The sequence below is a fragment of the Streptomyces viridosporus T7A genome (assembly GCF_008704515.1).
Lineage (GTDB): Bacteria > Actinomycetota > Actinomycetes > Streptomycetales > Streptomycetaceae > Streptomyces > Streptomyces viridosporus.
The window spans coordinates 1453958-1478887 of sequence record NZ_CP023700.1 but is presented as its reverse complement, the minus strand read 5'-3'; the positions used below and the strand labels follow the sequence as shown (position 1 = coordinate 1478887).

General features: G+C 74.0%; 25 protein-coding genes. 7 read left to right on the top strand and 18 right to left on the bottom strand.

Annotated features, from left to right (window positions below; all coding sequences use genetic code 11):
- Positions 1–139: 139 nt before the first annotated feature.
- Positions 140–628, bottom strand: coding sequence for a hypothetical protein (locus tag CP969_RS06920; RefSeq protein WP_016827323.1), 489 nt, complete (start codon positions 626–628; stop codon positions 140–142).
- Positions 629–1125: 497 nt separating this feature from the next.
- Complete coding sequence (locus tag CP969_RS06915; protein WP_016827324.1) at positions 1126–1536, bottom strand: DUF5997 family protein; 411 nt, start codon at positions 1534–1536, stop codon at positions 1126–1128.
- A gap of 58 nt (positions 1537–1594) precedes the next feature.
- On the opposite strand from CP969_RS06915, the gene CP969_RS06910 reads away from it, so the two are divergent.
- Positions 1595–2359 carry a LysR family transcriptional regulator substrate-binding protein gene (locus tag CP969_RS06910; protein ID WP_026085361.1) on the top strand — a complete coding sequence of 255 codons (765 nt, stop codon included), beginning with the start codon at positions 1595–1597 and terminating at the stop codon, positions 2357–2359.
- 20 nt (positions 2360–2379) lie between these two features.
- Here the strand turns inward: CP969_RS06910 and CP969_RS06905 are convergent, their stop codons facing one another.
- The 3 genes from CP969_RS06905 to CP969_RS06895 all read right to left on the bottom strand — a co-directional run bounded on the left by CP969_RS06905 (position 2380) and on the right by CP969_RS06895 (position 4668).
- Positions 2380–3129, bottom strand: a complete 750-nt coding sequence (locus CP969_RS06905; RefSeq protein WP_004991289.1) for a DUF4142 domain-containing protein — start codon at positions 3127–3129, stop codon at positions 2380–2382.
- Between the two features lie 317 nt (positions 3130–3446).
- The gene (locus CP969_RS06900; RefSeq protein WP_004991290.1) at positions 3447–4142 is read right to left on the bottom strand and encodes an HAD family hydrolase; all 696 of its coding nucleotides are present in this window, start codon (positions 4140–4142) and stop codon (positions 3447–3449) included.
- A gap of 49 nt (positions 4143–4191) precedes the next feature.
- Entirely contained in the window at positions 4192–4668 is a 477-nt protein-coding gene (locus tag CP969_RS06895; RefSeq protein ID WP_004991292.1) for an Lrp/AsnC family transcriptional regulator, read from the bottom strand.
- Positions 4669–4938: 270 nt separating this feature from the next.
- Here CP969_RS06895 and CP969_RS06890 point away from each other — a divergent pair, with 270 nt between their 5' ends.
- Positions 4939–6426, top strand: coding sequence for an FUSC family protein (locus CP969_RS06890; protein ID WP_016827327.1), 1488 nt, complete (start codon positions 4939–4941; stop codon positions 6424–6426).
- A 102-nt stretch (positions 6427–6528) separates the two neighbouring features.
- Positions 6529–7554 carry a lactonase family protein gene (locus tag CP969_RS06885; protein ID WP_016827328.1) on the top strand — a complete coding sequence of 342 codons (1026 nt, stop codon included), beginning with the start codon at positions 6529–6531 and terminating at the stop codon, positions 7552–7554.
- Positions 7555–7651: 97 nt separating this feature from the next.
- Here the strand turns inward: CP969_RS06885 and CP969_RS06880 are convergent, their stop codons facing one another.
- The 5 genes from CP969_RS06880 to CP969_RS06860 form a co-directional block, all read right to left on the bottom strand.
- A complete protein-coding gene (locus tag CP969_RS06880) occupies positions 7652–8575 on the bottom strand; it encodes a sirohydrochlorin chelatase (RefSeq protein WP_004991297.1) in 924 nt (307 codons plus the stop codon).
- An 84-nt stretch (positions 8576–8659) separates the two neighbouring features.
- Positions 8660–9667: an N-acetylglucosamine kinase gene (locus CP969_RS06875; protein WP_016827330.1), complete on the bottom strand. Its 1008-nt coding sequence runs from the start codon at positions 9665–9667 to the stop codon at positions 8660–8662.
- Positions 9664–10341 (bottom strand): uracil-DNA glycosylase, encoded by a 678-nt coding sequence (locus tag CP969_RS06870; protein WP_004991301.1) that lies wholly within the window; start codon positions 10339–10341, stop codon positions 9664–9666. Before CP969_RS06870 ends, CP969_RS06875 begins: the two co-directional genes overlap by 4 nt.
- 82 nt (positions 10342–10423) lie before the next feature.
- Entirely contained in the window at positions 10424–11578 is a 1155-nt protein-coding gene (locus CP969_RS06865) for a WD40/YVTN/BNR-like repeat-containing protein (RefSeq protein ID WP_016827334.1), read from the bottom strand.
- 90 nt (positions 11579–11668) lie between these two features.
- Complete coding sequence (locus tag CP969_RS06860) at positions 11669–13363, bottom strand: acyl-CoA dehydrogenase family protein (protein WP_026085362.1); 1695 nt, start codon at positions 13361–13363, stop codon at positions 11669–11671.
- A 72-nt stretch (positions 13364–13435) separates the two neighbouring features.
- Between CP969_RS06860 and CP969_RS06855 the strand changes: the two genes are divergently transcribed.
- Positions 13436–14194, top strand: coding sequence for a PaaX family transcriptional regulator C-terminal domain-containing protein (locus CP969_RS06855; RefSeq protein WP_016827338.1), 759 nt, complete (start codon positions 13436–13438; stop codon positions 14192–14194).
- 75 nt (positions 14195–14269) lie between these two features.
- On the opposite strand, the gene CP969_RS06850 is transcribed toward CP969_RS06855, so the two are convergent.
- Together CP969_RS06850 and CP969_RS06845 are read right to left on the bottom strand one after the other, a co-directional pair.
- On the bottom strand, positions 14270–15073 hold the full coding sequence (locus tag CP969_RS06850) for a pectate lyase (protein WP_026085363.1): 804 nt from the start codon (positions 15071–15073) through the stop codon (positions 14270–14272).
- A gap of 306 nt (positions 15074–15379) precedes the next feature.
- Positions 15380–16459 (bottom strand): NADH:flavin oxidoreductase/NADH oxidase, encoded by a 1080-nt coding sequence (locus tag CP969_RS06845; protein ID WP_026085364.1) that lies wholly within the window; start codon positions 16457–16459, stop codon positions 15380–15382.
- 125 nt (positions 16460–16584) lie between these two features.
- On the opposite strand from CP969_RS06845, the gene CP969_RS06840 reads away from it, so the two are divergent.
- Complete coding sequence (locus CP969_RS06840; RefSeq protein ID WP_004991316.1) at positions 16585–16944, top strand: ArsR/SmtB family transcription factor; 360 nt, start codon at positions 16585–16587, stop codon at positions 16942–16944.
- Positions 16945–16965: 21 nt separating this feature from the next.
- Here the strand turns inward: CP969_RS06840 and CP969_RS06835 are convergent, their stop codons facing one another.
- Positions 16966–18387, bottom strand: coding sequence for an NAD(P)-binding protein (locus CP969_RS06835; protein WP_016827344.1), 1422 nt, complete (start codon positions 18385–18387; stop codon positions 16966–16968).
- 201 nt (positions 18388–18588) lie between these two features.
- Here CP969_RS06835 and CP969_RS06830 point away from each other — a divergent pair, with 201 nt between their 5' ends.
- Positions 18589–19056, top strand: a complete 468-nt coding sequence (locus tag CP969_RS06830; protein ID WP_004991318.1) for a DUF6214 family protein — start codon at positions 18589–18591, stop codon at positions 19054–19056.
- Between the two features lie 121 nt (positions 19057–19177).
- Here the strand turns inward: CP969_RS06830 and CP969_RS06825 are convergent, their stop codons facing one another.
- Positions 19178–19840 carry a DUF305 domain-containing protein gene (locus CP969_RS06825; RefSeq protein ID WP_004991320.1) on the bottom strand — a complete coding sequence of 221 codons (663 nt, stop codon included), beginning with the start codon at positions 19838–19840 and terminating at the stop codon, positions 19178–19180.
- A gap of 207 nt (positions 19841–20047) precedes the next feature.
- Here CP969_RS06825 and CP969_RS06820 point away from each other — a divergent pair, with 207 nt between their 5' ends.
- On the top strand, positions 20048–21550 hold the full coding sequence (locus CP969_RS06820; RefSeq protein ID WP_004991324.1) for an LVIVD repeat-containing protein: 1503 nt from the start codon (positions 20048–20050) through the stop codon (positions 21548–21550).
- Here CP969_RS06820 and CP969_RS06815 read toward each other — a convergent pair.
- The 4 genes from CP969_RS06815 to CP969_RS06800 all read right to left on the bottom strand — a co-directional run bounded on the left by CP969_RS06815 (position 21538) and on the right by CP969_RS06800 (position 24800).
- On the bottom strand, positions 21538–22236 hold the full coding sequence (locus CP969_RS06815) for a TetR/AcrR family transcriptional regulator (RefSeq protein ID WP_004991326.1): 699 nt from the start codon (positions 22234–22236) through the stop codon (positions 21538–21540). The two genes, CP969_RS06820 and CP969_RS06815, sit on opposite strands and share 13 nt — an antisense overlap.
- A 183-nt stretch (positions 22237–22419) precedes the next feature.
- Positions 22420–23091, bottom strand: coding sequence for a phosphatase PAP2 family protein (locus CP969_RS06810; RefSeq protein WP_016827346.1), 672 nt, complete (start codon positions 23089–23091; stop codon positions 22420–22422).
- Between the two features lie 127 nt (positions 23092–23218).
- Positions 23219–24154 (bottom strand): M56 family metallopeptidase, encoded by a 936-nt coding sequence (locus tag CP969_RS06805; RefSeq protein WP_004991330.1) that lies wholly within the window; start codon positions 24152–24154, stop codon positions 23219–23221.
- Positions 24155–24257: 103 nt separating this feature from the next.
- On the bottom strand, positions 24258–24800 hold the full coding sequence (locus CP969_RS06800; protein WP_004991332.1) for a DUF5134 domain-containing protein: 543 nt from the start codon (positions 24798–24800) through the stop codon (positions 24258–24260).
- Between the last annotated feature and the right edge of the window lie 130 nt (positions 24801–24930).

Genomic DNA, 24930 nt, shown 5'->3' with positions numbered 1-24930 from the left:
ACGGTCCCGGAGCACCACGGGGCCCGGTGGGCGTCCCTCGCCGCCCCCGCGGCGAGTGGGCGCGGCCCCGTGCCGGCCGTACCCTTCCGGGTGCCGGTCCCCCTGCTGCCGCCTCCCGGGGCGGAGGCCCCCGAGGACCTCACCGGCCCTCCGGACCCGCGGGCTCCGCGCTGACCGGTGCCAGCACGGCCAGCATGCCGGTGGCCTTGCGCAGGGCCAGTTCGAGGGCGTCCGGGGGGTGCAGGGCGCCGGTGCCGTCCGGGGGGACGAGCCATTCCAGGCGCCCGGTGGGCCGGTACGGCGGCGGTACGGCGACCCAGGAGCCGCGGCCGACGTGCCGCACACCGCATCCGACCCACTCGCTGTCCGGATCGGGCGGCAGGAAGAACCCCACGCGGCGAGCCGTGACGTCCACCAGCGTGGGTCCGGGCACCTCCAGCGGGTCGTGCCACATGATGTCCAGGGCGAGCAGCCCCAGCCGGTCGGGCACGCTGAGCACGTCCCAGTACCGGCCCGCCGCGAGCAGCGCCGTGCCCGTGCCGTGGTCCCACTCGCGCTTGCACGCCCGGGGGTCCGTGGCCGCCGCGGCCAGCCATTCGACGGCTTGCTTCCATCTGACGCTGTGCATGTCCCACTCCGGGCGCGGTCGGCTGCGCCGCTGCGGGCGCGTGCTGTACGGCCATGCTGATAGATATTTCTATCCGCCGGAAAGGGTGGCGCGGGCTGGCGTTTCACTTCTCCTGGAGACCGCCCGAGGAGACTTCCCGTGGAAACGGCACACCCCCGAAGCCGGGAGGACCCGGTCGGGGGTGTGCGACGCCGAGGGCGAGGAGAGCGAACGGACTGGTTTCTTTGGAGGAGGATGAGAAGGAAGCCCGTTCATGGCCTCGCCGCGGCCAACCGTAGCAAGCAGGCGGGGATCAGGTCGCCCGGGTTTCCGGGGTGGGGACGCGGGGGCCGGGCTCAGTCGCTCGGACGTCTCCCGGTGCGTGTGGACGTCGGCCGCCTCGGCGGGAGACGCCTCCACCACCGCGTCGAGACCCGCCGCAGCACGCGGCCCGTCGGCAACGCGCGGCGCACCGGGGGTCTTCCGGCTTCGAGCGGTCTTCGGCGACCCCGGCCGGGTCAGCCGCCCTGCTCGGCGCGCTCGGCGCGCTCGGCGCGCTCGGCGTCGCGCTTCCTGAGCCGCGCGGCTTCCTTGCGGACCTCCGCCTGGGTGGCGCGCTCGCGCTCCAGCCACTCGGGACGCTCCTGCTTCAGCGCCTCGATCTGCTCGGTGGTGAGGGGTTCGGTGATTCCGCCGCGGGCGAGACCGGAGACGGAGACGCCCAGCTTCGCCGCGACCACCGGGCGGGGGTGCGGGCCGTCGCGCCGCAGGTCGCGCAGCCACGGGGGCGGGTCGGCCTGGAGCGCGTTCAGCTCGGCCCGTGAGACGGCACCCTCCCGGAACTCGGCGGGGGTGGCCTCGAGGTACACACCCAGCTTCTTGGCCGCGGTCGCGGGCTTCATCGTCTGGGTGCTCTGGTGCGACGTCATGGTGTCCAGGGTATCGAGCGGGTGCGCGAGCGCCGACCACGGCCGGTAACCTGGCCCGGTGACAGGCTCGGAAGCACCCTCCTCGTTCCGGCTCGTGTACGCACCCGGGGTGATGCCCGACAAATGGGTGCGCCTCTGGAACGAGCGGCAGCCCGACGTCCCACTGACCCTCACGCAGGTGCCCGCCGGAACGGCGCAGGGACTGCTGCTGAGCGGGGACGCGGACGCGGGGCTGGTCCGGCTGCCCGTCGACCGGACGGTCTTCAGCGCGATCCCCCTCTACACCGAGCGGACGGTCGTCGTGGTCCCCAAGGACCACCTCGTCACGGCGGCCGACGAGGTGACCCCCGAGGACCTGGCCGACGACATCGTGCTGCACCCGCTCGACGACGTCCTCGACTGGGAGGCCCTGCCCGGACGGCCCGCCCTCGAACGTCCCGCCACCACCGCCGACGCCGTCGAACTGGTCGCGGCCGGGATCGGTGTGCTCGTCGTACCGCTGTCCCTCGCCCGGCTGCACCACCGCAAGGACCTCACCCACCGGCCCCTCGTGGACGCCCCCGAGTCGAGCGTGGCGCTGGCCTGGCCCGAGGACGCGACGACGGACCAGGTGGAGGACTTCATCGGCATCGTCCGCGGCCGGACCGTCAACAGCACCCGGGGCCGCGCACAGCAGCAGGCGCCGGAGAAGCCCCGGCGCGCCGGCCGGGAGGGCGCCCGCAAGCAGCAGGCGGCGGGCCGACCGACCGGCGGGGGCCGCCGGAAGGGCACCGGCGGCTCGTCGAAGAACCCGCGGCGGGGCAGGCCCCGCCGCGGGTGGTGACCTGCGGACACGCTCCGGAGCTACCCCACGGTGGGGGACGGGGTGGGCGCCGGAGAAGCCGTGTTCAGGTCCTCCAGTTCCTTGGGGACCTCCAGCACGAGGATCGGCGCGCCCGCCTGCGGCGCCGGCGGGGTCACCTGCTCCTGAGGCATCTTGGGCGGACTGGTCTGCTGGAAGTTGACCTGCTCGTGATTGACCAGTCCCGTCTTCTCCAGCACCGTGATGTGGTCGAGCACCGTGTCGTTGGCCTGGTCGGCCAGCTGCCGGACCAGGGTGTTCCTGGTGTTGGCGCGTACCTTGGCGATGACCGAGAAGATCTGCCCGTGCGTCACCCGCATGATGTTCACCGCGGTGGAGTCGAACTCCTTTCCATTGGTGGACCTGATGGTCTCCACGAACCCCTGCTGCTGCGGTGACGCCTGGTTCGGCAGGGTGATCCCGAGTTCCAGGGCGATCTTGCGGCAGCTGGCGTCGAGTCGGCCGTGTCCGACGACCAGGTGCACGCCCGCCTCCTTCATCTCCGGCGTCGTCCCCCGCTCCATCGCCAGCAGACCCAGGGGGTGCTCCCAGAGTCCGGCCGCGCGCACCTTGACCACGAAGTCGCGGTCCGCCTCGGTCAGCGGACCGTAGTTCGTGTTGGCGACCACCCGGTCCTGCTGGGTCGAGGTGTTCTGCACGCCCAGCATGGTGGGGTAGGCGAGCGCGGTGAGGGTGAGGATCATTGCTCCGCCCACGAACGCGGTTCCTGCCGTGCTGCGCGAGATGCGCATCGTGCCTCCTGGGATATGAACGGCCCAACAGCAGGGAGTACGGACGGGAGACGCGAAACAATCACCGTTTCGGAAAGAACTTTCGACCGGCCCGGGCCGGGAGAGGAGCCGTGCCGTGGATGCTCCTCCACTCAATGCTCGACATGACGAATGCCGTGCGAGTAGTCGGCCAGGCGACAGGAAGGGGAGGGGAGGGCGTCAACGGGTCGGGAGTGATCGGTTCCGGAGGCTCTCCGCGGGGCGCGGACGCAGGGAGCGCGCCGGGGCGGCCGGGCCGCCCCGCCCGTGTCGGGCGGGCGGGGCGGTGCGGGCCACGGTCAGGCGGGTCCGGCCGACCGTGTCAGCCAGGCGTGCGCCGCCCGCGCCGTGAACTCCCGCTGCCCGCCGCGCAGCAGCAGACCGGCGGTGGCGAACTCCGCGGCGTCGGCCTGCGCGGCGACGTACGGGATCGCGATGCAGCGCATCCCGGCCGCGTGCGCGGCGGCGGCGCCCGGGGCCGCGTCCTCCAGCACCACGCAGTCGCCGGGGGCCGCGCCGAGCCGGCGGGCCGCCTCCAGGAAGACGTCGGGGGCCGGCTTGCCGCGCGCCACCTCGTCGGCCGAGACGACGGTGCGCAGATGCGCGTCCAGGCCCGTGCTCGACAGGATCGCCTCGATGGCCTCCGGCGAGGAGCCGGAGGCCACGGCCATCGGCACCCCCTCGCCCGCCAGCAGTTCGACGAACGCCCGCATCTGCGGGTACACGCGGGTGGAGGCGCGGGCCAGCTCCAGATAGCGGCGGTTCTTGACCGCGAGCAGTTCCTCCACGCCGGCCCGCAGCCCATACCGCTCCCGCCAGTCGGCGATCGTCTCCCGCGTGCTGATCCCGACGTAGCGCTCGTGCTCGGTCCACGAGAAGTCCGGGACGCCGTACTCGGCGAGGGTCTGACGGCCCGCCTCGTAGTAGTTCGGCTCGCTGTCCACGAGCGTTCCGTCGAGATCGAAGATGACCGAGAGGGTGCCGAGGGTGCTCATGGGGTCCAGGATGCCAAGGCCGCCGGGGCGGCCGGCACCCGGTACGCGATCACTTCCGTGCCGTCCGGCCGATCGACTCCACCAGCGGCAGCAGCCGGTGCGCGACGCGCTCGCGCAGCGCCACCTCGGTGCGGGTGCGGACCACGCCGGGCAGGCCGACCAGCTTCTGGATCACGTCCTCCAGATGCCCGGCGTCGCGCGCCACGACCCGGGTCAGCAGATCGCCGCCGCCCGTGATGGAGAACGCCTCGACGATCTCCGGCACGGAGGCCAGGGCGGCGCCCACCTCGTCCAGGTGCCCCTGGGTGACCTCGATGTGCACGAACGCGAGCACCGGATGGCCCAGTGCGGCGGGGGAGAGGGTGGGACCGGTACCGGTGATCACGCCCTCGCGCTCCATGCGGTCGAGCCGCGCCTGGAGGGTGCCGCGGGCGACCCCGAGGATGCGGGCGTACTCGCGCACGCTGGTGCGCGGCTGCTCCAGCAGCAGCCGCAGGATGCGGGTGTCGAGCTCGTCCACGGCCATGACGCCCGGTCTCCTCGTCCTCCAGTGATCGTTTCCGACTCTAGCAACGGCACGGGGCGTGCCGGACCGCCGAGCCGCAGGCCGTCGGCCGTTGGCACCCCGGCGGACGTTCCCGTGGCACGAGCGCTGGGCCAATGGCCCAGTGATGGAGCGGCCTGTTGAGCCAGTGGTGCCCCGGATGCTCCCATGGAGCTGTCGATGGCGCTGCGAACCCGCGGCGCCTTTTTCGTGCCACGGTGCACTTCGTCGATTCCCAGGGGGCGGTAAGCGGTGCTGAAGAGGGTGTTCACGGCTGCGGACCCGGGCCGGACCCGGCTGCGCTTCGCGGCGCGGGCCGTGCTCGGCATCGGGCTGGCGGTCGTCGTGTGCGGCCTGGCCGGCCACTCCCTCACGGGCACCGTCACCGGTGGGCTCGCCGCGCTGCTCGCCCTGTTCACCGTCACCGACCCCACGGTCCGCGGGCAGGCCGTCACGACCGCGCTGCTGCCCGCCGTCGGCCTGCCGGTGCTCGCCGCCGCCGCGGGGCTGCAGGACCACCCCGTGGCGCGCGACCTCGCCTTCCTCGCCGTGGTCGGACTGGGCGTGTACGCGCGGCGCTGGGGCCCGCGCGGGCACAGCCTCGGGGTCTTCGCGTTCATGACCTACTTCGCGGCGCAGTTCCTGCACGCGAGGACGGACCGGCTCCCCGAGCTGTACGCCTCCGTGGTGCTGTCCGTGCTCGCCGCGGCCGTAGTGCGCTTCGGGCTGTGGTGCTACGAGCGCCGCCTGCCGCCCGCCGCCGTGCCGGCTCCGCCCGGCGGCACGGGCCTGGCCCGCGTGACCACCCGCCAGGCGGTCCAGGCGACGGCCGGCGCGGGCTTCGCCCTCGTCGTGGGCCAGCTGGTGTCCGGGCAGCGCTGGTACTGGGCCGTCGGCGCCACCTGGTGGGTCTTCGTCAACACCGCCTCGCGCGGCGAGACCCTGGTCCGCGGCTTCCGACGGGTGCTGGGGACGGTCATCGGCATCGGTCTCGCGCTGCTCCTCGTCGTCCCCGTGCACGGGGACGCCCTCCCCGCCGCCCTGATCGTCGCGGTGTCCGTCTTCGGCATCTTCTACACGGCCGCGGTGTCCTACACCTGGATGATGCTCTGGGTGACCCTGCTCGCCGCCGTGCTCTACGGCCTCCTGGGCGTGCTCGACCCCGGTCTGCTGGCCCTGCGGCTGGTGGAGACCGGCGTCGGCGCGCTCGGTGCCGCGCTGGCGGTGACGCTCGTCCTCCCCGTGACCACCCACCGCGTCACCGACGCCTGGATCCAGCGGGCCCTGCACTGCGTCCACGCGTGCACCGCCCAGGCGGCCGCGCGGCTGGCCGGGGCCCCGGACGCCGACCCCGCGCCGAAGGCGGCGGAGCTGGAGCAACTCCTCGCCCGGGTGCGGCTCTCGGTCGCCCCGCTGGTGCATCCGCTGAACCCGATGCGCGGCCGCAAGCGGCGCGCCCGCCGGGTGCTCGCCCTGCTCGACGACTGCGCCCGGGAGATCCGCGGCCTCGTCGCCGTCGTGGCCGACCCGGAGGCCTCGCAGGACGCCCGCCTCGCCGCCGCCTGCCGGCGCGTGGAGGTCGCGGTCGAGGCGCTCACCGGCGGCCGGGACGTCGCGGTGCGCACGGTTGCGGCCGGGACGGAACCCGCACTGGCCCATCTCCACGGTCTGGAACGCGCCCTCGCCGAACTCGCGGCGCCGCTGCGGGCGTCCTCCGGATCCCCCCTGGTCGGCGCCTGAAGCACACACGGACACACACCCGGGTCGGCGGCTTTTGGTCTAGACCTGAAGGGGCGGCTGCTACCGTCGCTCCGGACCGGTACCGGACGAGAGGGGACAGTGGTGGCGGATGGCGAGCGGCGTGCGTTCATCGGGTCGTTCACGGCGGCGGGAGGACCCGGCATCGTCACCGCGGCCGTCGCCCCCGACAGCGGCGCGCTGACCGTGCTGAGCACCGTGGACGGCGTACCCGACCCCTCCTTCCTGGCCCTGTCGGCCGACCGCCGCATGCTGTACGCGGTCAGCGAGACGGCCGAGGGCGCCGTGGCCGCGTTCCGTGTGACCGGGGACGGACCGGAGCCGGCCGGGCCCCCGGTACCGGTCGACGCGAACGGACCGACCCACCTCAGTCTCTTCGCCGGGCACCTGCTCACCGCGAACTACGGCTCCGGCAGTGTCACCGCCGTCCCCGTCCGCGCGGACGGCGGCCTCGCGCGGTCCGCGTCCGGGGTGTTCCGGCACAGCGGCTCGGGCCCCCACCCGCAGCGCCAGCGGGGCCCGCACGCCCACCAGGTGCAGCCCGACCCGAGCGGTCGCTGGGTGGTCGGCGTCGACCTCGGCACGGACTCGGTACGGGTGTGCACCCTGACCGGCGGCACCCTCCGCCCGCACCGGGAATTCGCCCTGCGCCCCGGGTCGGGCCCGCGCCACCTGGCCTTCCACCCGGACGGTGCGCACGCGTACGTCCTCAACGAGCTCAGCCCCACCCTCGTCGTCTGCCGCTGGGACGCCGCCGACGGCGAGCTGAGGCCGCTCACCGAGGTCCCGGTCCTGCCCGGCGCCCCGGCCGGCGACGCCTATCCGTCGGGCGTGGCCGTCTCGCCCGACGGCCGCTTCGTGTGGACCGCGACCCGCGGCGAGGACGTGCTGTCGGTGTTCGCGGTCGAGGGGGAGAAGCTGAGCCCGCTCACCACCGTGCCCTGCGGCGGTCACTGGCCGCGCGCGGTCACCGAGTCCGGCGGCTTCCTGTACGTCGCGAACGAGCGCTCCGGGGACGTGACCTGGTTCGCGGTCGACGCGGACACGGGGGTGCCGCGACGCGGCGGCTCGATCCCGGTGCCCGCGGCGTCCTGCGTGGTCGTCGGCTGACCGGGACCGGCCCGCCGGTCCCTTCGCACAGAGGCGAACGGGCCCGCTCCGGTCACCGGAGCGGGCCCGTTCGACGGGGCGGTGCGAGTCGGCCGCGTCAGCGGACCGGGGAGCTCTGCGCCTGCTGCGGCGCGATGCCCAGCGCGGTCGTGTACTTGGCCAGGGCGAGCTTGCCGATCGCCGGGTACGGGCCGAGCGCCTCGGAGGCGGAGCAGCCCGCCTCCTTCGCGGCCTCCTCGAGCAGGCTCGCGTCGATCTCCGGGCCGATCAGGTACGGCGCGAGCGCGAGCTGCTGCGAACCGGAGTCGCGCAGCTGCTCGGCGACGGAGGCGATGGACCCCTCCTGGTCCAGGGCGGCGGCCATCACCGGCACCGCGAGGCGCGCGGCGAGCAGCATGCCGGTGATCCCGGCCGCCTGCACGGCCTCGTCACCGCCCACGGACGCCAGGATGATGCCGTCCGCGGCGGTCGCCACGGTGAACAGGCGGGCACGGTCGGCGCGGGCCAGCCCGGCCTCCGACAGCCGCACGTGCAGCGCCTCGGCGAGCAGCGGGTGCGGGCCGAGCACGTCGGTCAGCTCCGCGGCGACGCGGCTGTCCATCACGGCCTGGCGGACCTGGCGCAGCAGCGCGCTGTCCGGGCCGGCCAGCAGCGGCACGACGACGGCGACGGGACCGTCGGGCGCCTTGACGTCCGCGCCGGCGGCGCGGGCCTGCTCGAAGCGGGCGGTGCGCTCCTCACCGGTGTACGCGAGCACCGACTGCAGCGAGGGGAACTCCTCGTCGTCGCCGTCGAGGTAGCCGATCCGGGCGTCCAGGCCGGGCAGCTCGGAACGGGCGATGCTCACGACCTCCTCGGCCAGGGAGCGAACGGTACTGCTGGGCGCACCCGGCACGGCGAGAACGAGCGCGGGCGCGTCCTCGGGAGCCACCAGGGGCTCGGGGCGGCGGTGCCGCCCGGGCTGGCGGGGGCGCGGCATTCGTACTGGCAGGCCGGACGCGGGCCCAGTGGGGGTGCTCATGTTGCGGCATGTTAGTGGCTTCCCGGGCTCCCCCGTTCGGGGAGGGGCCGGGTGAGCGGTATCCGTCCGGATTTGTCTGACGGGTTACTTCTCGGGATCGGCCGCTCGGGTGACGTCCTCGGCCGCCGGGCTCGTCACGCACAGCATCCTTCCGTCGCTCGGAAGGGTGAATGTGCCCGTCGTGAGGTCGGTGGCGATCCGCACCGCCCCGTGCAGCGGGTCCCCCTCGGCCGTGGCCCGCCGTGCCCGCGGCAGCCGCTTCGCCAGTTCCTCGTCGAGCGGTACGAGCAGCGGGTCGCCCACCCCGAACAGGCCGCCGGTGAGACCGACCAACGGCTCCTCCACGTCCGGGCACACGGCCGCGGCCGAGTCCGCCATGTGCCGGGCCGCCGCGCGCAGCACGTCCGCGGCGACGGGGTCGCCGTCGGCCGCGCACTCGGCCACCCGGGGGGCGAAGGAGGCGAGGACGGCTGGCCGGTCGGCGCGCGGATACAGCCGGCCGGGCAGCCCCGCCGCGGGGCCGAACACCGCCTCGGCGCTCGCCAGCAGCCGGGGGGAGCCGCCCTCGCGCCCGTCGTGGGCGCGCAGCGCCGCCTCCAGCCCCGCCCGCCCGATCCAGGCGCCGCCGCCGCAGTCGCCGAGCAGGTGCCCCCAGCCGTCCGCCCGGCGCCACCCGGTCAGATCGGTGCCGATCGCGATCAGTCCCGTCCCCGCGGCGATCACCGCACCGGGCCGCGGCCCGAGGGCGCCGACATAGGCGGTGACGGCGTCGGCGGCCAACACCACCCGCCGCACGCCCAGTTCACGGGCCAGAGCCCCCGGCAGTTCGGCGCGCAGTGCGTCCCCCAGGCTGGCCAGCCCGGCCGCGCCGACGACGGCCGCCTCCAGCCGCCCGATCCCGGCCTCGGCGCACAGGGCCCGCGCCATCGGCACCAGTTGCTCCATGAGGTGCCCGGGGTCGATCCCCCGGGCACCGGTCCGCACCGGCTCCTTCGAGGCCCCCCGGGCCGGCGCGCGGTGCCCGGCGGCACCGACGACGACCCGCACACCGGAGCCCCCGGAGTCCACGGCGAGGAACCCGGAGCCGGTCACGGCAGGCGCCAGTCCACCGGTTGGCCGCCCTGACGGACCAGCAGGTCGTTGGCCCGGCTGAACGGGCGGGAGCCGAAGAAACCGCGGTCCGCGGACATCGGCGACGGATGGGCGGACTCGACCGCCGGCAGATCCCCGAGCAGCGGGCGGCAGTTGCGGGCGTCCCGCCCCCACAGGATGGAGACCAGGGGCTTGCCCCGCCCGGCCAGCGCGCGGATCGCCTGCTCGGTGACCTCCTCCCAGCCCTTGCCGCGGTGGGCGGCCGGTTTGCGCGGTGCCGTCGTCAGCGCCCGGTTGAGCAGCAGCACGCCCTGCTCGGTCCACGGGGTGAGGTCACCGCTGGACGGCTGGGGCAGGCCCAGGTCGGTGGTCAGTTCGCGGAAGATGTTGATGAGGCTGCCGGGCAGCGGCCGCACCTCGGGCGCGACCGAGAACGACAGTCCCACCGCGTGTCCCGGGGTCGGGTACGGGTCCTGCCCGACGATCAGGACGCGTACCTCCTCGAAGGGCTGCTGGAAGGCCCGCAGGACGTTCGGCCCGGCCGGCAGGTAGGTGCGTCCGGCGGCGATCTCCGCACGCAGGAAGTCCCCCATCCCGGCGATCCGCCCGGCCACCGGTTCCAGGGCCTTCGCCCAGCCCGCTTCGACGATCTCATGCAAGGGTCGTGGTGCCACGGACGTCACCCTACTGCCGTGACGGCGGCGGAGATCAACCCGCGATCGGGACCGCCGGGACCGGACGGGCTCCTCCTCGGGCTCATCCGACGACCGCGGCCCGTACGCACAGCACATCCGGCAGGTGGGAGGCCAACAGCCGCCAGCTGTCGCCGTCGTCGGCCGACGCGTACACCTCGCCGTTGCGGTTGCCGAAGTACACGCCCGCCGGATCCGCGCCGTCGTGGCACATCGCGTCGCGCAGCACCGTGCCGTAGTGGTCCTCCCGCGGCAGGCCCGCCGTGAGCGGCTCCCAGCTCCGGCCGGCGTCCGCGGTCCGGAAGACCCGGCAGCGCCGGCCCGCGGGCACCCGGTCCGAGTCGGCGTTGATCGGGAAGACGTACGCCGTGCCGCCGCGGCGGGGGTGGGCCACCACCGCGAAGCCGAACGTCGAGGGCAGGCCCTCGCCGATGTCCGTCCAGTGCCCGCCCGCGTCGTCGCTGCGGTACACCCCCCAGTGGTTCTGCAGGTACAGCCGGTCCGGGTCCGCCGCGTCCCGGGCCACCTTGTGCACGCACTGCCCGAACTCCGGGTCCGGGTCCGGCAGGAACACCGCGGAGACCCCGGAGTTGGACGGGGACCAGCTCGCGCCGCCGTCCAGCGTGCGGAACACCCCCGCCGTCGACACGGCCACCGTCACGGCCCGCGGATCGCGCCCGTCGGTGAGCACGGTGTGCAGGCCCTCGCCTCCACCGCCCGGCATCCACCGCGAGCGGGTGGGGTGCTCCCAGAGCGGCCGGACCAGCTCGAAGGTCTCCCCGCGGTCCTCCGAGCGGTACAGCGCCGCCGGTTCCGTGCCCGCGTACACCACGTCCGGTTCGGCCTCGGCCGGGTGCAGCTGCCAGACCCGCTCCAGCGAAGCCCCGGTGTCCTTGGGGAACTTGACGGCGGGCCGGGCCGGTTCGGTCCAGGTGCGGCCCAGGTCGCCGGAGTGGAACACCGACGGGCCCCAGTGCGAGCTGTCACCGCCGACCAGCAGCCGCGGGCTCGCCCCGCGGGTGTCGATGGCGACCGAGTACACGGCCTGCGCGTTGAAGTACGGACTCTCGTCGAACTCCCAGACGCCACCCCGCCGGCGCCCGATGAACAGACCTTTGCGGGTCCCCACGGCGAGCAGTACCTCGGACATGCCGATCACCTCCGCGACGTCTTCGTCGACGTCCTCGTCCCGAACACCGGCCAGTCTGCACCCGACCACTGACAGTCACGTCTGGATCAGGCCGCGTCGCAGGTCAGCGCCGGTGCGGCGGCTCCCGCGGGGCCCCGCGGGAGCCGCTCTGCGAAGGGGTCAGGCGGTGTCCGGCAGCGCACGGTCCACGAGCGCGTCGAGCCCGGCCGCCGCGGGCAGCGTGCCGAAGGCGTGCCCCCAGTCGCCGCCGAGCCGCGTCGCGCAGAAGGCGTCGGCGACCGCGGGCGGAGCGTGCCGGACGAGGAGGGAGCCCTGGAGGGCCAGGGCCATCCGCTCCACCAGCCGGCGGGCGTTCACCTGCGCCCCCTCGGCCAGCAGGTCCTTCAGCCGGACCACGGCCGCGTCCAGCCGGGCGTCCGCCCCCCGGCTCAGGGCCAGCTCGTCGAGGAGCGCCTGTGCCGTGGCGGGGTCCCGGCCGAGCGCCCGCAGCACGTCGAGGGCGTTGACGTTCCCCGAGCCCTCCCAGATCGACAGCAGCGGGGCCTCACGGTAGTGCCGGGGCATGCCCGACTCCTCGACGTAGCCGTTGCCGCCCAGGCACTCCAGGGCCTCGGCGGTGAAGGCCGGGCCCCGCTTGGTGACCCAGTACTTGCCCACCGCGGTCGCGATCCGGCGGAACGCGGCCTCCCCGGCGTCCCCGCGCACCGCGCGGTCGGCGGCGCCGGCCAGGCGCAGGGTGAGGGTGGTGGCGGCCTCGGACTCCAGCGCCAGATCGGCCAGGACGTTGCGCATCAGCGGCTGGTCCACCAGCCGGGCCCCGAACGCGCTGCGGTGCCGCACGTGGTGCCCCGCCTCGACGAGCGTCTTGCGCATCAGCGCCGCCGACATCATCACGCAGTCCAGCCGGGTGCAGTTGACCATCTCGATGATGGTCTTCACGCCCTGCCCCTCCGGGCCGACCAGCCAGGCCGCGGTCCCGTCGAACTCGGGCTCGGAGGAGGCGTTGGACCGGTTGCCCAGCTTGTCCTTCAGCCGCTGGATGCGGAACGTGTTGCGCGTCCCGTCGGGCAGCACGCGCGGCACCAGGAAGCAGGACAACCCGCCCGGGGCCTGCGCCAGCACCAGGAACACGTCGCACATCGGCGCCGACGTGAACCACTTGTGCCCGCGCAGGGCGTACACGCCGGGCTCGGCGGTCGGCGTCGCCGTGGTGGTGTTGGTCCGGACGTCGGAGCCGCCCTGCTTCTCGGTCATCCCCATGCCGGCCAGCAGCCCGCGCTTCTCGGTCGGCACGCGCAGGCCCGGCTCGTACTCCCGGCTGGTCAGCAGCGGCTCGTACACCTTCGCCAGCTCCGGCTGCCGGCGCAGGACGGGCACCGCCGCGTACGTCATGGACGTCGGACAGCCGTGTCCCGCGTCGGTGTGGCCCCACACCAGGCCGCCCGCGGTGCGGGCGACGTGCGCGCCGGGCCGGTCGTCCGCCCAGGGCGCGGCGGCCAGCCCCTCGGCGACGGCCGTGCGCATCAGGTGGTGCCAGCTCGGGTGGAACTCGACCTCGTCGATCCGGTGCCCGTACCGGTCGTGCGTGCGCAGTTCGGGCTCGTGGCGGTTGGCCTGCTCGCTCCACTCCTGCACCTGCGCGCTGCCGGCCAGCCTGCCGAGCCGCCGCAGGTCCTCCTCGGCCCAGCCGGCGCCCTCCCGGCGCAGGCCCTCCAGCAGGGGGATGTCGTCGGACGCGTCGTACGGGGCCAGCGGAGCGGGCTGGTTGGCGACGTCGTGCGTGGCGTGTCCGCCGTGCCCGTCGCCCCGCTCGCCGAAGCCCGGGTGCCGCTCGTCCACAGATGTCGTGACCATGCGCCGAGTGTTGCACTCGTCCTGCGGTCGTAGCAATGATGCAACACACGGTCCGCCGTACAGTACGGACCCATGCGGATGGACGACCCGACACCCCCGGACGACCCGCGCCCGCGCCCCCTGTCCGCGCGGTCGGTCGTGCTGAGCCTGCTGCTCGGCACGCACCCGCCGGAGCTCGCGACCCGGGAGCTCGGACGGCTCGTGGAGGGCTTCGACGTCGGCGGATCCACCCTGAGGGCGGCGCTCAGCCGGATGGTCGCCGCCGGTGACCTGCTGCGCACGGACACCGGGTACCGCCTCAGCGACCGGCTGGTGCGGCGCCAGCACCGCCAGGACGAGGCCGTGCGGCCCCGCACGCGCGAGTGGGACGGCGACTGGGAGATGGTCGTCATCACCGCGACGGGCCGCGGACCCGCCGAACGCGCGGATACACGCGCGCAGTTGGCCGCCCTCCGGCTCGCCGAACTCCGCGAGGGCGTCTGGCTGCGCCCCGCCAACCTGAGCCGCCCCCTGCCCGCCGGTCTCGACCGGGTGGCCCGGCTCTGCACCGCCCGGCCCGCCGGGCCCGCCCGGGAACTGGCCGCGGACCTCTGGCCGCTGGACGCCTGGGCCGGCACGGCCCGTGCGCTCCTGGCCCGCGTCGACCGCGCCGCCCGCCCCGCCGACCGGCTCGCCCTGTTCGCCGCCGTGGTGCGCCACCTGCTGGCCGACCCGGTCCTGCCGCCCGGCCTGCTGCCCGCCGACTGGCCCGGTGACGCGTTGCGGGCCGCCTACGCCGACTACCGGGAGGAGCTGACGGGACGGGTGCGCGCACGGACGGGCGGCGCATGACGCGGCGGCCGTACGGGGCGCCGCGCGGGGCGCCCCGTACGGCCGCCTCCACCGTGGGGGGACCGTGCCCGGGGACTACCGGTAGGTGACGTCGGACGACGCGTACTTGCAGTACGTGCCGTCGGGGCCCGAGCCGTTGGTGCTCGGCTCCTTGCCGCTGTTGTTGCCGATGTACTTCTGGCAGGGGACGATCTTCTTGCTGCTGTCCCCGATGATCGTGATGTTCCGCAGGGTCGCGCTGTCGCCGTAGTTGGTGTTGATGCCGGCCAGCCTGCTGCCCTTCCAGGTCACCTCGATGGTGTTGAGGTTGATCGTCCGCTTGTACTGCGTGGAGCAGTTGCCGCAGGAGCGGACGAAGGTGCCGAAGTTCTGCACCGCGAAGTTCGACACGTTCAGCGTTCCGGCGCCGTTGAACTGGAACACCTTGTCGCCGGCTTCCCTGGCGCCGCCGCCGCTGACGGTGTAGACCGCCGACGAGGACTTGCCCTTGAACGTGGCGGCGTCCTCGCCGACGTCCTCCCACCACACGTTCTGCAGCGTGCAGGAGCCCAGGCAGTGGATGCCGTCGGCCGCGGGTGCGCCCAGGACGACGTTCTTCAGGACCGCGCCGTCCGCCAGTTCCAGGATCGGGCCCTGGTCCTCGTCCTGGCTGCCGGAGCCCAGGTCGCCGGTGCCGTACAGGCGCTTCATCCCGTAGTCCTTGGTGCCGGACACGGAGATGGTGGAGGAGACGCCCTGGCTGCCGTTGGGGGTCGGCCAGGTGGCGGCGCTCGCCGGGGACGACCCGACGGACATGAGCATGCCAACAGAGAGTCCGAGGGTGGCCAGTGCACCCGTCAGCGCCCGTCCGCGGGCGCGTGGCCGTGTCGCAGAAGTCATGCCGTTCCTTCTGTCGTGGTGTGGGGGTGTCGGAGCCCTCCGGTGGCCGTGCGTGGTTTCGGGGCACCGGAGGGCTCACGTACGTGAACGTTCATCGCCTAGATGACCTGAACGGGTCACGTCGCTGAACGGAAGGTATGGGGTAAGCGCTTTCTAGTCAACGCCCTGCGCGCATCACATTCGGCCAGTCCGGTGACGGAGAGCGCGTGCTCCCGCCCTGCCGCGGGAGGGCTTCCCCGGAAAGGCCGATGCCGGTGGTCCGCGGTGCGATGCGCGCCTCGGACCACCGGCATCGGCGGTACGCGGTCAGACCGAGAGGTGGTACTGGTCCGGCACGTGGACCTGGCCGTCCAGCTCGCGGGCCGCGCGCCGGGCCCACGAGGGGTCGCGGAGCAGCTCGCGACCGAGGAGGACCGCGTCCGCCTCGCCGTTGGCCAGGATCTTCTCGGCCTGCGCGGCGTCGGTGATCAGCCCGACGGCGGCGACCGGCATCGGCGTCTCGTTGCGCACCCGCGCGGCGAAGGGAACCTGGTAGCCGGGCCCGGTCGGGATGCGGGCGCCGGAGGCGTTGCCCCCGGTGGAGACGTCGAGCAGGTCGATGCCGTGGGCGTGCAGCTCGGTGGCGAAGCGGACGGTGTCGTCCGGGGTCCAGCCGGCCCCCTCCAGCCAGTCCGTGGCCGAGATCCGGAAGAACAGCGGCTTGCCGTCCGGCCACTCCTCGCGCACGGCGTCGACGACCTCGAGCGCGAAACGCGTCCGGTTCTCGTACGAGCCGCCGTAGGCGTCGGTGCGGTGGTTGGAGTGCGGGGAGAGGAACTCGTTGATCAGGTAGCCGTGGGCGCCGTGGATCTCGGCGATCTCGAACCCGGCGGCGAGCGCCCGGCGCGCCGCGGCGCGGAACTGGCCCACGACGTCACGGATCTGTTCGACGGTCAGCTCGTCCGGCACCGGGTGCCGCTCGGTGAAGGCGAGCGGGCTCGGGGCCACCGGCTGCCAGCCGTACGCCCCCCGCTCCAGCGGGGCGCCGCCCTTCCAGGTGCGGTCGGTCGACGCCTTGCGTCCGGCGTGTGCCAGCTGGACGGCGGGTACCGTGCCCTGGGAGGCGAGGAAGCGGGTGATCCGCCGGAAGGCCTCGACCTGGGTGTCGTTCCAGATGCCGAGGTCGTACGGCGAGATGCGGCCCTCCGGGGACACGGCGGTGGCCTCGACGATGATCAGGCCCGTGCCGCCGGTCGCGCGGGCCGCGTAGTGCGCGAGGTGCCAGTCGCCGGGCGCGCCGGTCTCGGGGCCTTCAGGGGCGGCCGAGTACTGGCACATCGGAGCCATCCACGCCCGGTGGGGAATCGTCACGTCGCGCAGGGTGTACGGCTCGAACAGCAAGCTCACGGTGGACTCCACTCGGCAGGGGTCGGGGCAGGTGCGACTCGTACGATAGACGTCGTAGTACGGGGGATGTCAAACTACGAGGACTCTCGTACAATGAGGGCTCCCGGACCGAATGTGGAGCCGCCGTGACGACCGTCGCCCCCGTCCCCAGCAGCCGCGACCTGCCGCATCCGGCGCGCGAGGAGATCCGGCTGGAGGGCGTGCTGCACGCGCTCTCCGACCCCGTGCGGCTGCGGATCGTCCGCGAGCTCGCCGCCGAGGGGATCGAGTTGTCCTGCTCGCACTTCGACCTGCCGGTCACCAAGTCCACCACCACGCACCACTTCCGGGTGCTGCGGGAGAACGGCGTGATCCGGCAGGTCTACGAGGGCACCGCCAAGATGAACGACCTGCGCCGGGACGACCTGGACGAGCTCTTCCCGGGGCTGCTCGACCGCCTGCTCACCGCCGCCGCCCGCCAGGCCGCGCGCCACGGCGAGGGCTGACCCGGCCGCCGTCCGGGGGCTTCACGCGCCGGCGTTCCGCGCCGCCGCCATCAGCGACTCCCAGTCGGGCAGCTTGACCACGTTCCGTCCGAGCGAGGCGCCCAGCTCCGCCTCGGCCCGTTCGATCGCCCGCCACCCGGCCCACTCGACCGGTTCGATCCCCTCGGCCCGCAGCGCCGCCGACGGATCGCCGGCCACGTCGCGGCCCGCGAGGACGGGGGCGTCCTCCAGCAGGGACGTCACCGTCTCCTTGGCGCACGGCCGGTTGGTGCCGATGACGCCCGTCGGGCCGCGCTTGATCCAGCCCGCCACGTACTCGCCCGGCGCGACGACGCCCTCGCGCAGCACGCGCCCGGCGAGGTGCGGCACGGTGCCGGTGACGGCGTCGAACGGAAGGCCCTCCAGCGGCACACCCCGATAGCCCACCGAGCGCAGCACCAGCTGAGCCTCGACGTCCTCGAAGCGCCCCGTGCCCGTCACTCCTCCGCGCCCGTCCGGAACCGTCCGCTCGAAGCGCACCGCACCCACCCGGCCCGCCCGGGCGAGCAGTTCGACGGGGCGGAGGAAGAAGCGCAGCCGGATCAGGCGGCGGACGTCCGAGGCCGGCGGCCCGGCCCAGCCGCGCAGCACCTCGACGTTGCGGCGCTGCGGGGCGGGCAGCGCGGAGGGGTCCGGATACGCCGGATCCAGTGCCAGCTCCGCCGGATCGGCGACGACTCCCGTGTCGGGCAGCGCGCCCAGCTCGCGCAGTTCCTTGGTGGTGAAGCGGGCCTGGGACGGGCCGCGTCGGCCCACCATGTGGATGTCCGTCACCCCGCTCGCGGCGAGCGCGGTCAGGGCGGCGTGCGGCATGTCGGTCGGGCTCAGCTCCGTCACGCCCCGGGCCAGCATGCGCGCGACGTCCACGGCGACGTTCCCGACGCCGATGACCACGGCCGACCGGACGCCCCGCAGGAAGCCGTCGTCGGCGGGGGCTTCTCCCTGCTCGGAGGGAGAAGCCGGGAGCGAGGGAGGAGCCGGGAGCGAGGGAGGAGCCGGGAGTCCGGGGGAGTCCGGGTGCGCGCTGTACCAGGACACGAACTCGGTCGCCGACCAGCTGCCCGGCAGGTCCTCGCCGGGGATCCCCAGCCGCCGGTCCGCGGCGGCGCCCACGCAGTACACCACCGCGTGGTACAGCTCCCGCAGCCGGGCGGCCGGCACGCCGTCCGGGCCGACCGGTACTCCGCCGAGGAAGCGCACCCGCTCGTGCTCCAGGACCGTGCGGAGGGTGTTCTGCAGGGACTTGATCTTCTCGTGGTCCGGTGCCACGCCGTAGCGGACCAGGCCGTAGGGGCAGGGCAGCCGGTCCAGGACGTCGACGCGCACCCGGGGGTCCTGCTGGACGAGGCTCTGGGCGGTGTAGCACCCGCTCGGCCCGGAACCGACGACGGCGACATGCAGCACGGCCGAACTCCTCACGCCGGGAGACCGACAGGGGACCGCTGACGTCTCCAGCATCGCACCGTCGGCGCTCCGCTGACAGGGTGCCGTCCACCGCTCGGGGTGCGTGTTCCCCCGGAAGGGAAGTGATCACACGGTTACGTTGCGTGTGTGCTTGAGGCGTCTTCTTTTCAACTTTCCGATCGCTCTCCGGCGGAGGGGGCGGTGTCCGTGTGGCCCGCGTGGGAGGTGCGGGAGGGGGAGCGCACGACGCGCTGGCTCCATGTGCGGCTGGCCTTCGGCGACGGGGCCCGGGTCGACGCGCTCGCGGTGGTGTCCGAGGGGTGCGTGTGCGTCGAGGACGTGCGGGCCCGGCCCGCGCTGGCCCTGGAGGACCTGGCGGTGTTCGCCGACTGGATCGAGGGACCGCTGGCGCGGGCGTGCGGCGCCGGGGCCGGGCCGGCCGACGGGGACGTCACCGGCACGGGGGCGCACCGGGGCCGCTCGACCTGGCCGCCGGGGCCGGAGGGGTGGCGGCTCGCGGCCCGGGAGTACCGGGCGGCCCGGGAACGGGGCGCCGATCCGGTCCTCGCCGTGATGGACGCGACCGGACACAGCCGGCGCGGGGCGCTCCGGCTGATCGGCCGGGCGCGCGACGCGGGCCTGCTGTCCCCGCGTCATGCCCGGCGGTGAACGGACCGGCCGGGCGCCGCCCCCCGCCCCGCCCCGCCGACGCGCTCCGCCCCACCGGCGCTCCCCGTCCCACGGACGCTCCCCGTCCCGCGGCGCGGGCTCCGTCGGCGGCCGACGCGTCTCACAGCAGGTCGCGCATCCGTGTGATCTCGCTCGTCTGCTGGGCCACGACGTCGTCGGCCATCTCCTCGACCCGGATGTTGTTGCCCTGCCCCTTCACCTCGGTGGCCATGGTGATCGCCCCCTCGTGGTGGGTGATCATCAGCGTGAGGAAGAGCTGGTCGAAGGCCTTGCCGTCGGCCGCGCGCAGGTTCTTCAACTGGGCCTGCGTCGCCATTCCGGGCATCGTCGCGTGATCGTGGTCGTGTCCGCCGCCCCCCGCCGCCTTGCCGTGGGTCTTCAGCCAGCCCTTCATCGCCCCGATCTCCGGCCGCTGCGCGGCGGCGATGCGCTCGGCCAGTTTGACGATCTTCGGTGACTCGGCGCGGTCGGGGACCAGGTCGGTCATCTCCAGGGCCTGCGCGTGGTGCTCGATCATCATCCGCACGTAGGAGACGTCGGCGGAGTTGGGGGAGTCGTCCTCCGCGCGCTGCCGTGCGGCCTCCTCGGCCGACAGGGTCCGGTTCGCCTCCCCGGGTCCGCCCGGCGCGATGACCGAGGGTCCGCTCGTCGCGGCCGACCCGGTGTCGTCCGTGTCGGAGTCGCAGCCCGTGAGCCCCAGTACGGCCAGGGCGGTCAGCCCGGCCGCGACGACGGACGCACGTGGCACACGGCGGTGGAGCACAAGGACCTCCTGTGGCTGGGGGTGTCCCCTCCGGGAGGGGCGCGGAACACCTCGTGAGTGCTGACGACCGTCCTAGCACGCTTCCGCGCGTCGATGATCGGAAAACTTCATTGCAAGTGTGTTGCCCCCTGTTGGTATGTGCATGCCGAAGACGATACTGCCGGAGCGAAAACCGTTCCGAGGCGAACGGAACCAGGGAGGAAAACAGTGATCCTGTTAAGAGTTTCCCGGACCCGGCGCAGACGTCTGGGAGTTGCCGCCGCAGCCGGTGGGCTGCTGGCCGCGCTCCTCACCGCCGCCCCGGCCGCGGCGATCCCCGACCCCGGGGACGCGCCGGCCGCCCCGAAGGAGGTCTCGCGGAGCGACCAGGCCGAGGCGCGGGAGGCCATCGCCGCCGGCGAGATCCCCGGTCAGGACGAGGTCGTCCACTCCGACAACATCCGGCACGTGGCCAACATCCCCAAGGACGCGCTGCCCGGCACCAACTCGGACCTGGCGTTCCAGGGCCGCTACGCCTTCGCGGGCAACTACGACGGCTTCCGCATCTTCGACATCAGCAACCCGAAGTCGCCGAAGACGGTGGCCCAGGTCCTGTGCCCCGGCTCGCAGAACGACATCTCCGTCTCCGGGGACCTGCTGTTCCTGTCCACCGACTCCTCGCGCAGCGACAGCAGTTGCAACAGCACCACGCAGCCGGTGACCGAGAAGTCCTCGTGGGAGGGCATGAAGGTCTTCGACATCAGCGACAAGCGGAACCCGCGCTACGTCGCCGCCGTCGAGACCGCCTGCGGCTCGCACACCCACACGCTGGTGCCCGAGCGGAAGAACGTCTACGTCTACGTCTCCTCGTACTCGCCGAACGCGGCCTACCCCGACTGCCAGCCGCCGCACGACGGCATCTCCGTCATCAAGGTGCCGCGCAAGGCCCCGCACAAGGCGGCGGTCGTCGGCTTCCCGGTGCTGTTCCCGGGTGAGGGCCCGGACGGCGGCGGCAACCCGGGCGCGCCCACCAACCCGGGCGTCTCCAAGACCACCGGCTGCCACGACATCACCGTGCTGCCGTCCGAGGACCTGGCCGCCGGAGCCTGCATGGGCGACGGCATCCTGTTCTCCATCAAGGACCCGGAGCGCCCGAAGGTGATCGACCAGGTGCAGGACAACGTCAACTTCGCGTTCTGGCACTCGGCGACCTTCAACCAGAAGGCGAACAAGGTCGTGTTCACCGACGAGCTGGGCGGCGGAGGCGGCGCCACCTGCAACGCGGAGGTCGGCCCGAACCGCGGCGCGGACGGCATCTACGACATCGTCGGCAAGGGGGACAAGCGCAAGCTGGTCTTCCGCAGCTACTTCAAGATCCCCCGCCACCAGGCCGACACCGAGAACTGCGTGGCCCACAACGGCTCGCTGATCCCGGTCAAGGGCAAGGACCTGATGGTGCAGGCCTGGTACCAGGGCGGCGTCTCGGTCTGGGACTTCACGAACTCCTCCGCGCCCAAGGAGATCGCCTACTTCGAGCGCGGGCCGCTGTCCACCGAACAGAACGTCACCGGCGGCTCCTGGTCGGCGTACTACTACAACGGCTACATCTACTCGAACGACATGGCCAAGGGATTCGACGTCCTGAGGATCGACGACCGGCGCACGGACCCGGCCCGCAAGGTCCAGCTGCGTGAGCTCAACGTGCAGACGCAGCCGGACTACTTCGACTGAGCGCCCGGCTCCGGCCGGAGGGCCGGGGCCGGACGGCCCAGCCCCGGCCCGGTCGCGAAGAACCGGGCCAGGTCCGTCCCGCCGGGCACCTCGGTGTCCGGCGGGACGCCCAGTTCCCAGTCGAGCCGGTAGCGCTTGAAGAGCTCCGCGCGCAGCGCCGGGACCGGCATCGGCGCACCCGGCATCAGGGCCGCGAACACGGCGCCCATCAGCAGGGCGCGCAGCATCGGATAGTCGGCGTCGACGTCCTGGGAGCCGTGCCGGACGACGGTGTCCCGCAGCAGCTCGGCCAGGCGCCGCTGCTCGGGGCAGACGACGAATCCCTCGGCCTGCAGCAGCCCGGCCATGTGCTGGCGCATCAGGACCGGCCGGTCCCGCGCCAGGCCCAGGATCGCGTCGATGGCCCGCGCCAACCGCTCCCGGCCGTCCTCGGTGCGCGGCTCGCGCTCCAGGGCCTCCTCCAGGGTGCGGTGCATCAGCCGGTGCACGGCGGACTGCACCAGCTGGCGCTTTCCCGGGAAGTAGTACGAGACCAGACCGCGCGCGGAGCCCGCCCGGTCGGCGATGTCGCCGAGCGTGGTCGCCTCGTATCCGTGCTCGTTCACCAGCTCGACGGCCGCGTGCAGAAGCCGCTCCTTCGAACGTCTCCGCAACTCTTCATTGACCAGGGGGCTGCGCGGGGACATGCTTGACTCCTGCGTTGACTGGTTGGCAGCCAACTATACTCAGCGCGTCCGGCCGGGGCCCTTGGGGCCCTCTCCGGGCTGCCGTCCGTCTCGGGCGACGCGGGGGATCGTCCGAGACGGACGGCAGGGTTCCGGCGGTGGCCCCGGGCCACCGCCGCCCGGCCCCACGACGGGGTGTGCGGCTCACGGGTGCCGGCGCCGGTGGACCCGCACCGCCGCGGCCACCACCAGCGCGCCGAGCAGCCAGCCGCCGAGGACGTCCGTGGGCCAGTGGACGCCGAGCCAGACGCGGGTGAGGCCGACGCCGGTCACCGAGAGCACTGCCAGGGCCAGCGCCACGCGCCGCACCAGGCGGCTCACGCCGCGGCGGTGCAGCAGCCACACCAGGAGCCCGCAGACGACCGTGGCGGTCATGGCGTGTCCCGACGGGAAGGCCGCGTAGTGCGCGGAGTCGACCGGGTCGGGCCAGACCGGGCGGGCACGGTCCACCGCGGCCTTCAGGCCCTGCTGCACGGCCGTTGCCAGGGCGACCGTCACCACCAGCCACGTCGCGGTCCACCGGGCCGCGTACCGCCACGCCAGCAGCGCCGCTGCCACGCCGCACAGCACCCGCATCGTCCACGGGTCCCAGACCCAGTCCGTCAGGATGCGGGCCGTCTGCGTCCAGCCGGGTTCCTCGACCGCCCAGCGGTGGGTGGTGCGGGAGATGTCGCCGTCCAGATCGAGCAGTGGGCGCCATCCGACGGCGACCAGGGCCAGCAGCAGCGCCGAGCACAGTGCCAGTACGCCGGTGGGCAGGGTGGAGGGAGGGCGGTCCGTGGACCGGGGCGGGGAATCGACATGGGGGGTGTGCATGAGGTGATCCTTGCCGACCGGCGGGGTTCGGGGCCGGTCATCCGTCTCCGTCCTGCTGCCCGGAGCCGGCCACCCGTATCCGTCGGACCGCCCGGAAGGCGTACCCGGCCCGTTCCGGGTCCGCCGGCTATCCCAGTGCCCGCAATCCCGGCACGAACGCCACCAGTACGGGGATCACCGGCACCAGGGCCGCCGCGGCCGTCAGCCGCAGCCGCCGTCCCGCCGTCAGCCGGTCCGGGGGAGTGAGCAGCCGGCGCACCCGGGCCGGGACGTTCGCCTGCGAGGCAGGGCAGGGTCCGAACACCCCCCGGTGCTCGTTGAGCTCCACCAGGGCGAGGGCCGTGGTCAGCCGGCCGAAGCGGCGGGAGGCGGTGTCGTCGGCGGCGAGTTCGACCAGCCGGTGCATCTCGTCGCGGAACGCGGCGAACACCGGAACCTGCGGGAACCCGTCGGCCAGCGCGGAGGAGCAGTGCAGCAGCCAGTCGTGCCGGGCCTGCGCGTGCCCGCGTTCGTGCGCGAGGACGGCGTCCAGCTGCCGGCCCTTCAGCCGGCGCAAGGCGGCCGTGGTGACGACCAGTTGGGGCGGGGTGCCGGGCAGCCACCAGGCATCGGGCCGCTCTCCCTCCAGGACCACCAGCCGCTCGGAGCGCGGCTCCTCCCCGGGCAGCAGCGGGGCCCGCAGCCGCAGTTCGGCCCGCCGCGCCCGGCGCCGGGCACGGGCCCGTGCGATCTCCCGGACCAGCATCGCCGCGCTCCACATCCCGCCGCACGCCAGTGCCACCGCGGTGGTCGCCGCCCAGAGCCCGGCCGTCCCGAGGACGTACGCCTCGGCGACCGCGCGGGGCGCGGTGGCGAACACGTGGCCGCCCACCGCCTGCCAGGCCGCCGCCGCGCTGAACGTCATCGACAGGGCGCAGCACAGCAGGACCGCCGCGATCACGCACTGCCACACCCACAACGCCACCACCGGTTCCCGGTCCGGCCAGTCGGCCCGGGCGAGCAGCCGGGGACCGGCGGCGGCGATCAGCACGCCGAGCAGCAGCAGGGCCGCGGGGAGCATCATGCGTGCAGCCTATGAGCGCGGTACCGCGCGTGGGTACGGCCCGTCGGGCAAAGTGACGCAGCCAACGGTCCGGTGCTCCGGTCGGCGGGACTCCCGGCCCGCCTCACATCGCCGGCAGCATCGCCACCATCGCCACCCCCATGCAGAGCCGGCAGGCCCGCGCCAGCTCCGGCCGGTCGCCCCACCGGGCGGACCCGCCCGTGCCCGCCGCGGCGGGCACGGGCACCAGCCGGGCACCCGTCGCCAGCACGTACGCGGTGAAGTAGAGCAGCAGGATCCCGGTCAGCAGGGGTACGCCCGAGCCGCCGTGCCCGTGACCGGGGGAGGTGGCCATCACCACCGCCATGTAGACCATGGCCCCGGCCCCGACCAGGTGGTGCAGGTGACGCACGTGCGTACGGGCCGCCCACAGCGCGTGCAGCCCGGCCGCGCCGAACACCACCGCGTAGGCGGGCCAGGCCCAGGACGGCGGGGTGAAGGCCGCGGCCGGCACGGCCATCGCGGCCATGCCGAAGCCCATGAGCGCCTCACCGCCCGCGGCGCGGCGCTGCTCCTCGACGCTGCTGCGCATCCGCAGCAGGCAGTAGGCCCCGGTCGCCGCGCAGAGCGCGACCAGCAGCCAGCCGGACGATGCCGGTCCGTGCACGCGAGCCCCCCTCGATCCGCTTCAACGGTCGGTCAAGGGATGCCCCGGCCCGACGGCGCGCACGCGAGCGCGAGGGGGTACTCGGGGGCGTTCGGGGGGAGCACGGCGAGCCGGAGGAGGCGGAGGGGGC

What these genes read in the sequence shown, in the direction of transcription:
- CP969_RS06915 (WP_016827324.1), bottom strand. Translation starts at nt 1,536, where the DNA reads ATGACGTCGCACCAGAGCACCCAGACGATGAAGCCCGCGACCGCGGCC.
- CP969_RS06850 (WP_026085363.1), bottom strand. Translation starts at nt 15,073, where the DNA reads ATGACTTCTGCGACACGGCCACGCGCCCGCGGACGGGCGCTGACGGGT.
- CP969_RS06920 (WP_016827323.1), bottom strand. Translation starts at nt 628, where the DNA reads ATGCACAGCGTCAGATGGAAGCAAGCCGTCGAATGGCTGGCCGCGGCG.
- CP969_RS06905 (WP_004991289.1), bottom strand. Translation starts at nt 3,129, where the DNA reads ATGCGCATCTCGCGCAGCACGGCAGGAACCGCGTTCGTGGGCGGAGCA.
- CP969_RS06810 (WP_016827346.1), bottom strand. Translation starts at nt 23,091, where the DNA reads ATGCACACCCCCCATGTCGATTCCCCGCCCCGGTCCACGGACCGCCCT.
- CP969_RS06900 (WP_004991290.1), bottom strand. Translation starts at nt 4,142, where the DNA reads ATGAGCACCCTCGGCACCCTCTCGGTCATCTTCGATCTCGACGGAACG.
- CP969_RS06805 (WP_004991330.1), bottom strand. Translation starts at nt 24,154, where the DNA reads ATGATGCTCCCCGCGGCCCTGCTGCTGCTCGGCGTGCTGATCGCCGCC.
- CP969_RS06880 (WP_004991297.1), bottom strand. Translation starts at nt 8,575, where the DNA reads ATGAGCACCCCCACTGGGCCCGCGTCCGGCCTGCCAGTACGAATGCCG.
- CP969_RS06860 (WP_026085362.1), bottom strand. Translation starts at nt 13,363, where the DNA reads ATGGTCACGACATCTGTGGACGAGCGGCACCCGGGCTTCGGCGAGCGG.
- CP969_RS06895 (WP_004991292.1), bottom strand. Translation starts at nt 4,668, where the DNA reads ATGGCCGTGGACGAGCTCGACACCCGCATCCTGCGGCTGCTGCTGGAG.
- CP969_RS06815 (WP_004991326.1), bottom strand. Translation starts at nt 22,236, where the DNA reads ATGTCCCCGCGCAGCCCCCTGGTCAATGAAGAGTTGCGGAGACGTTCG.
- CP969_RS06855 (WP_016827338.1), top strand. Translation starts at nt 13,436, where the DNA reads ATGCGGATGGACGACCCGACACCCCCGGACGACCCGCGCCCGCGCCCC.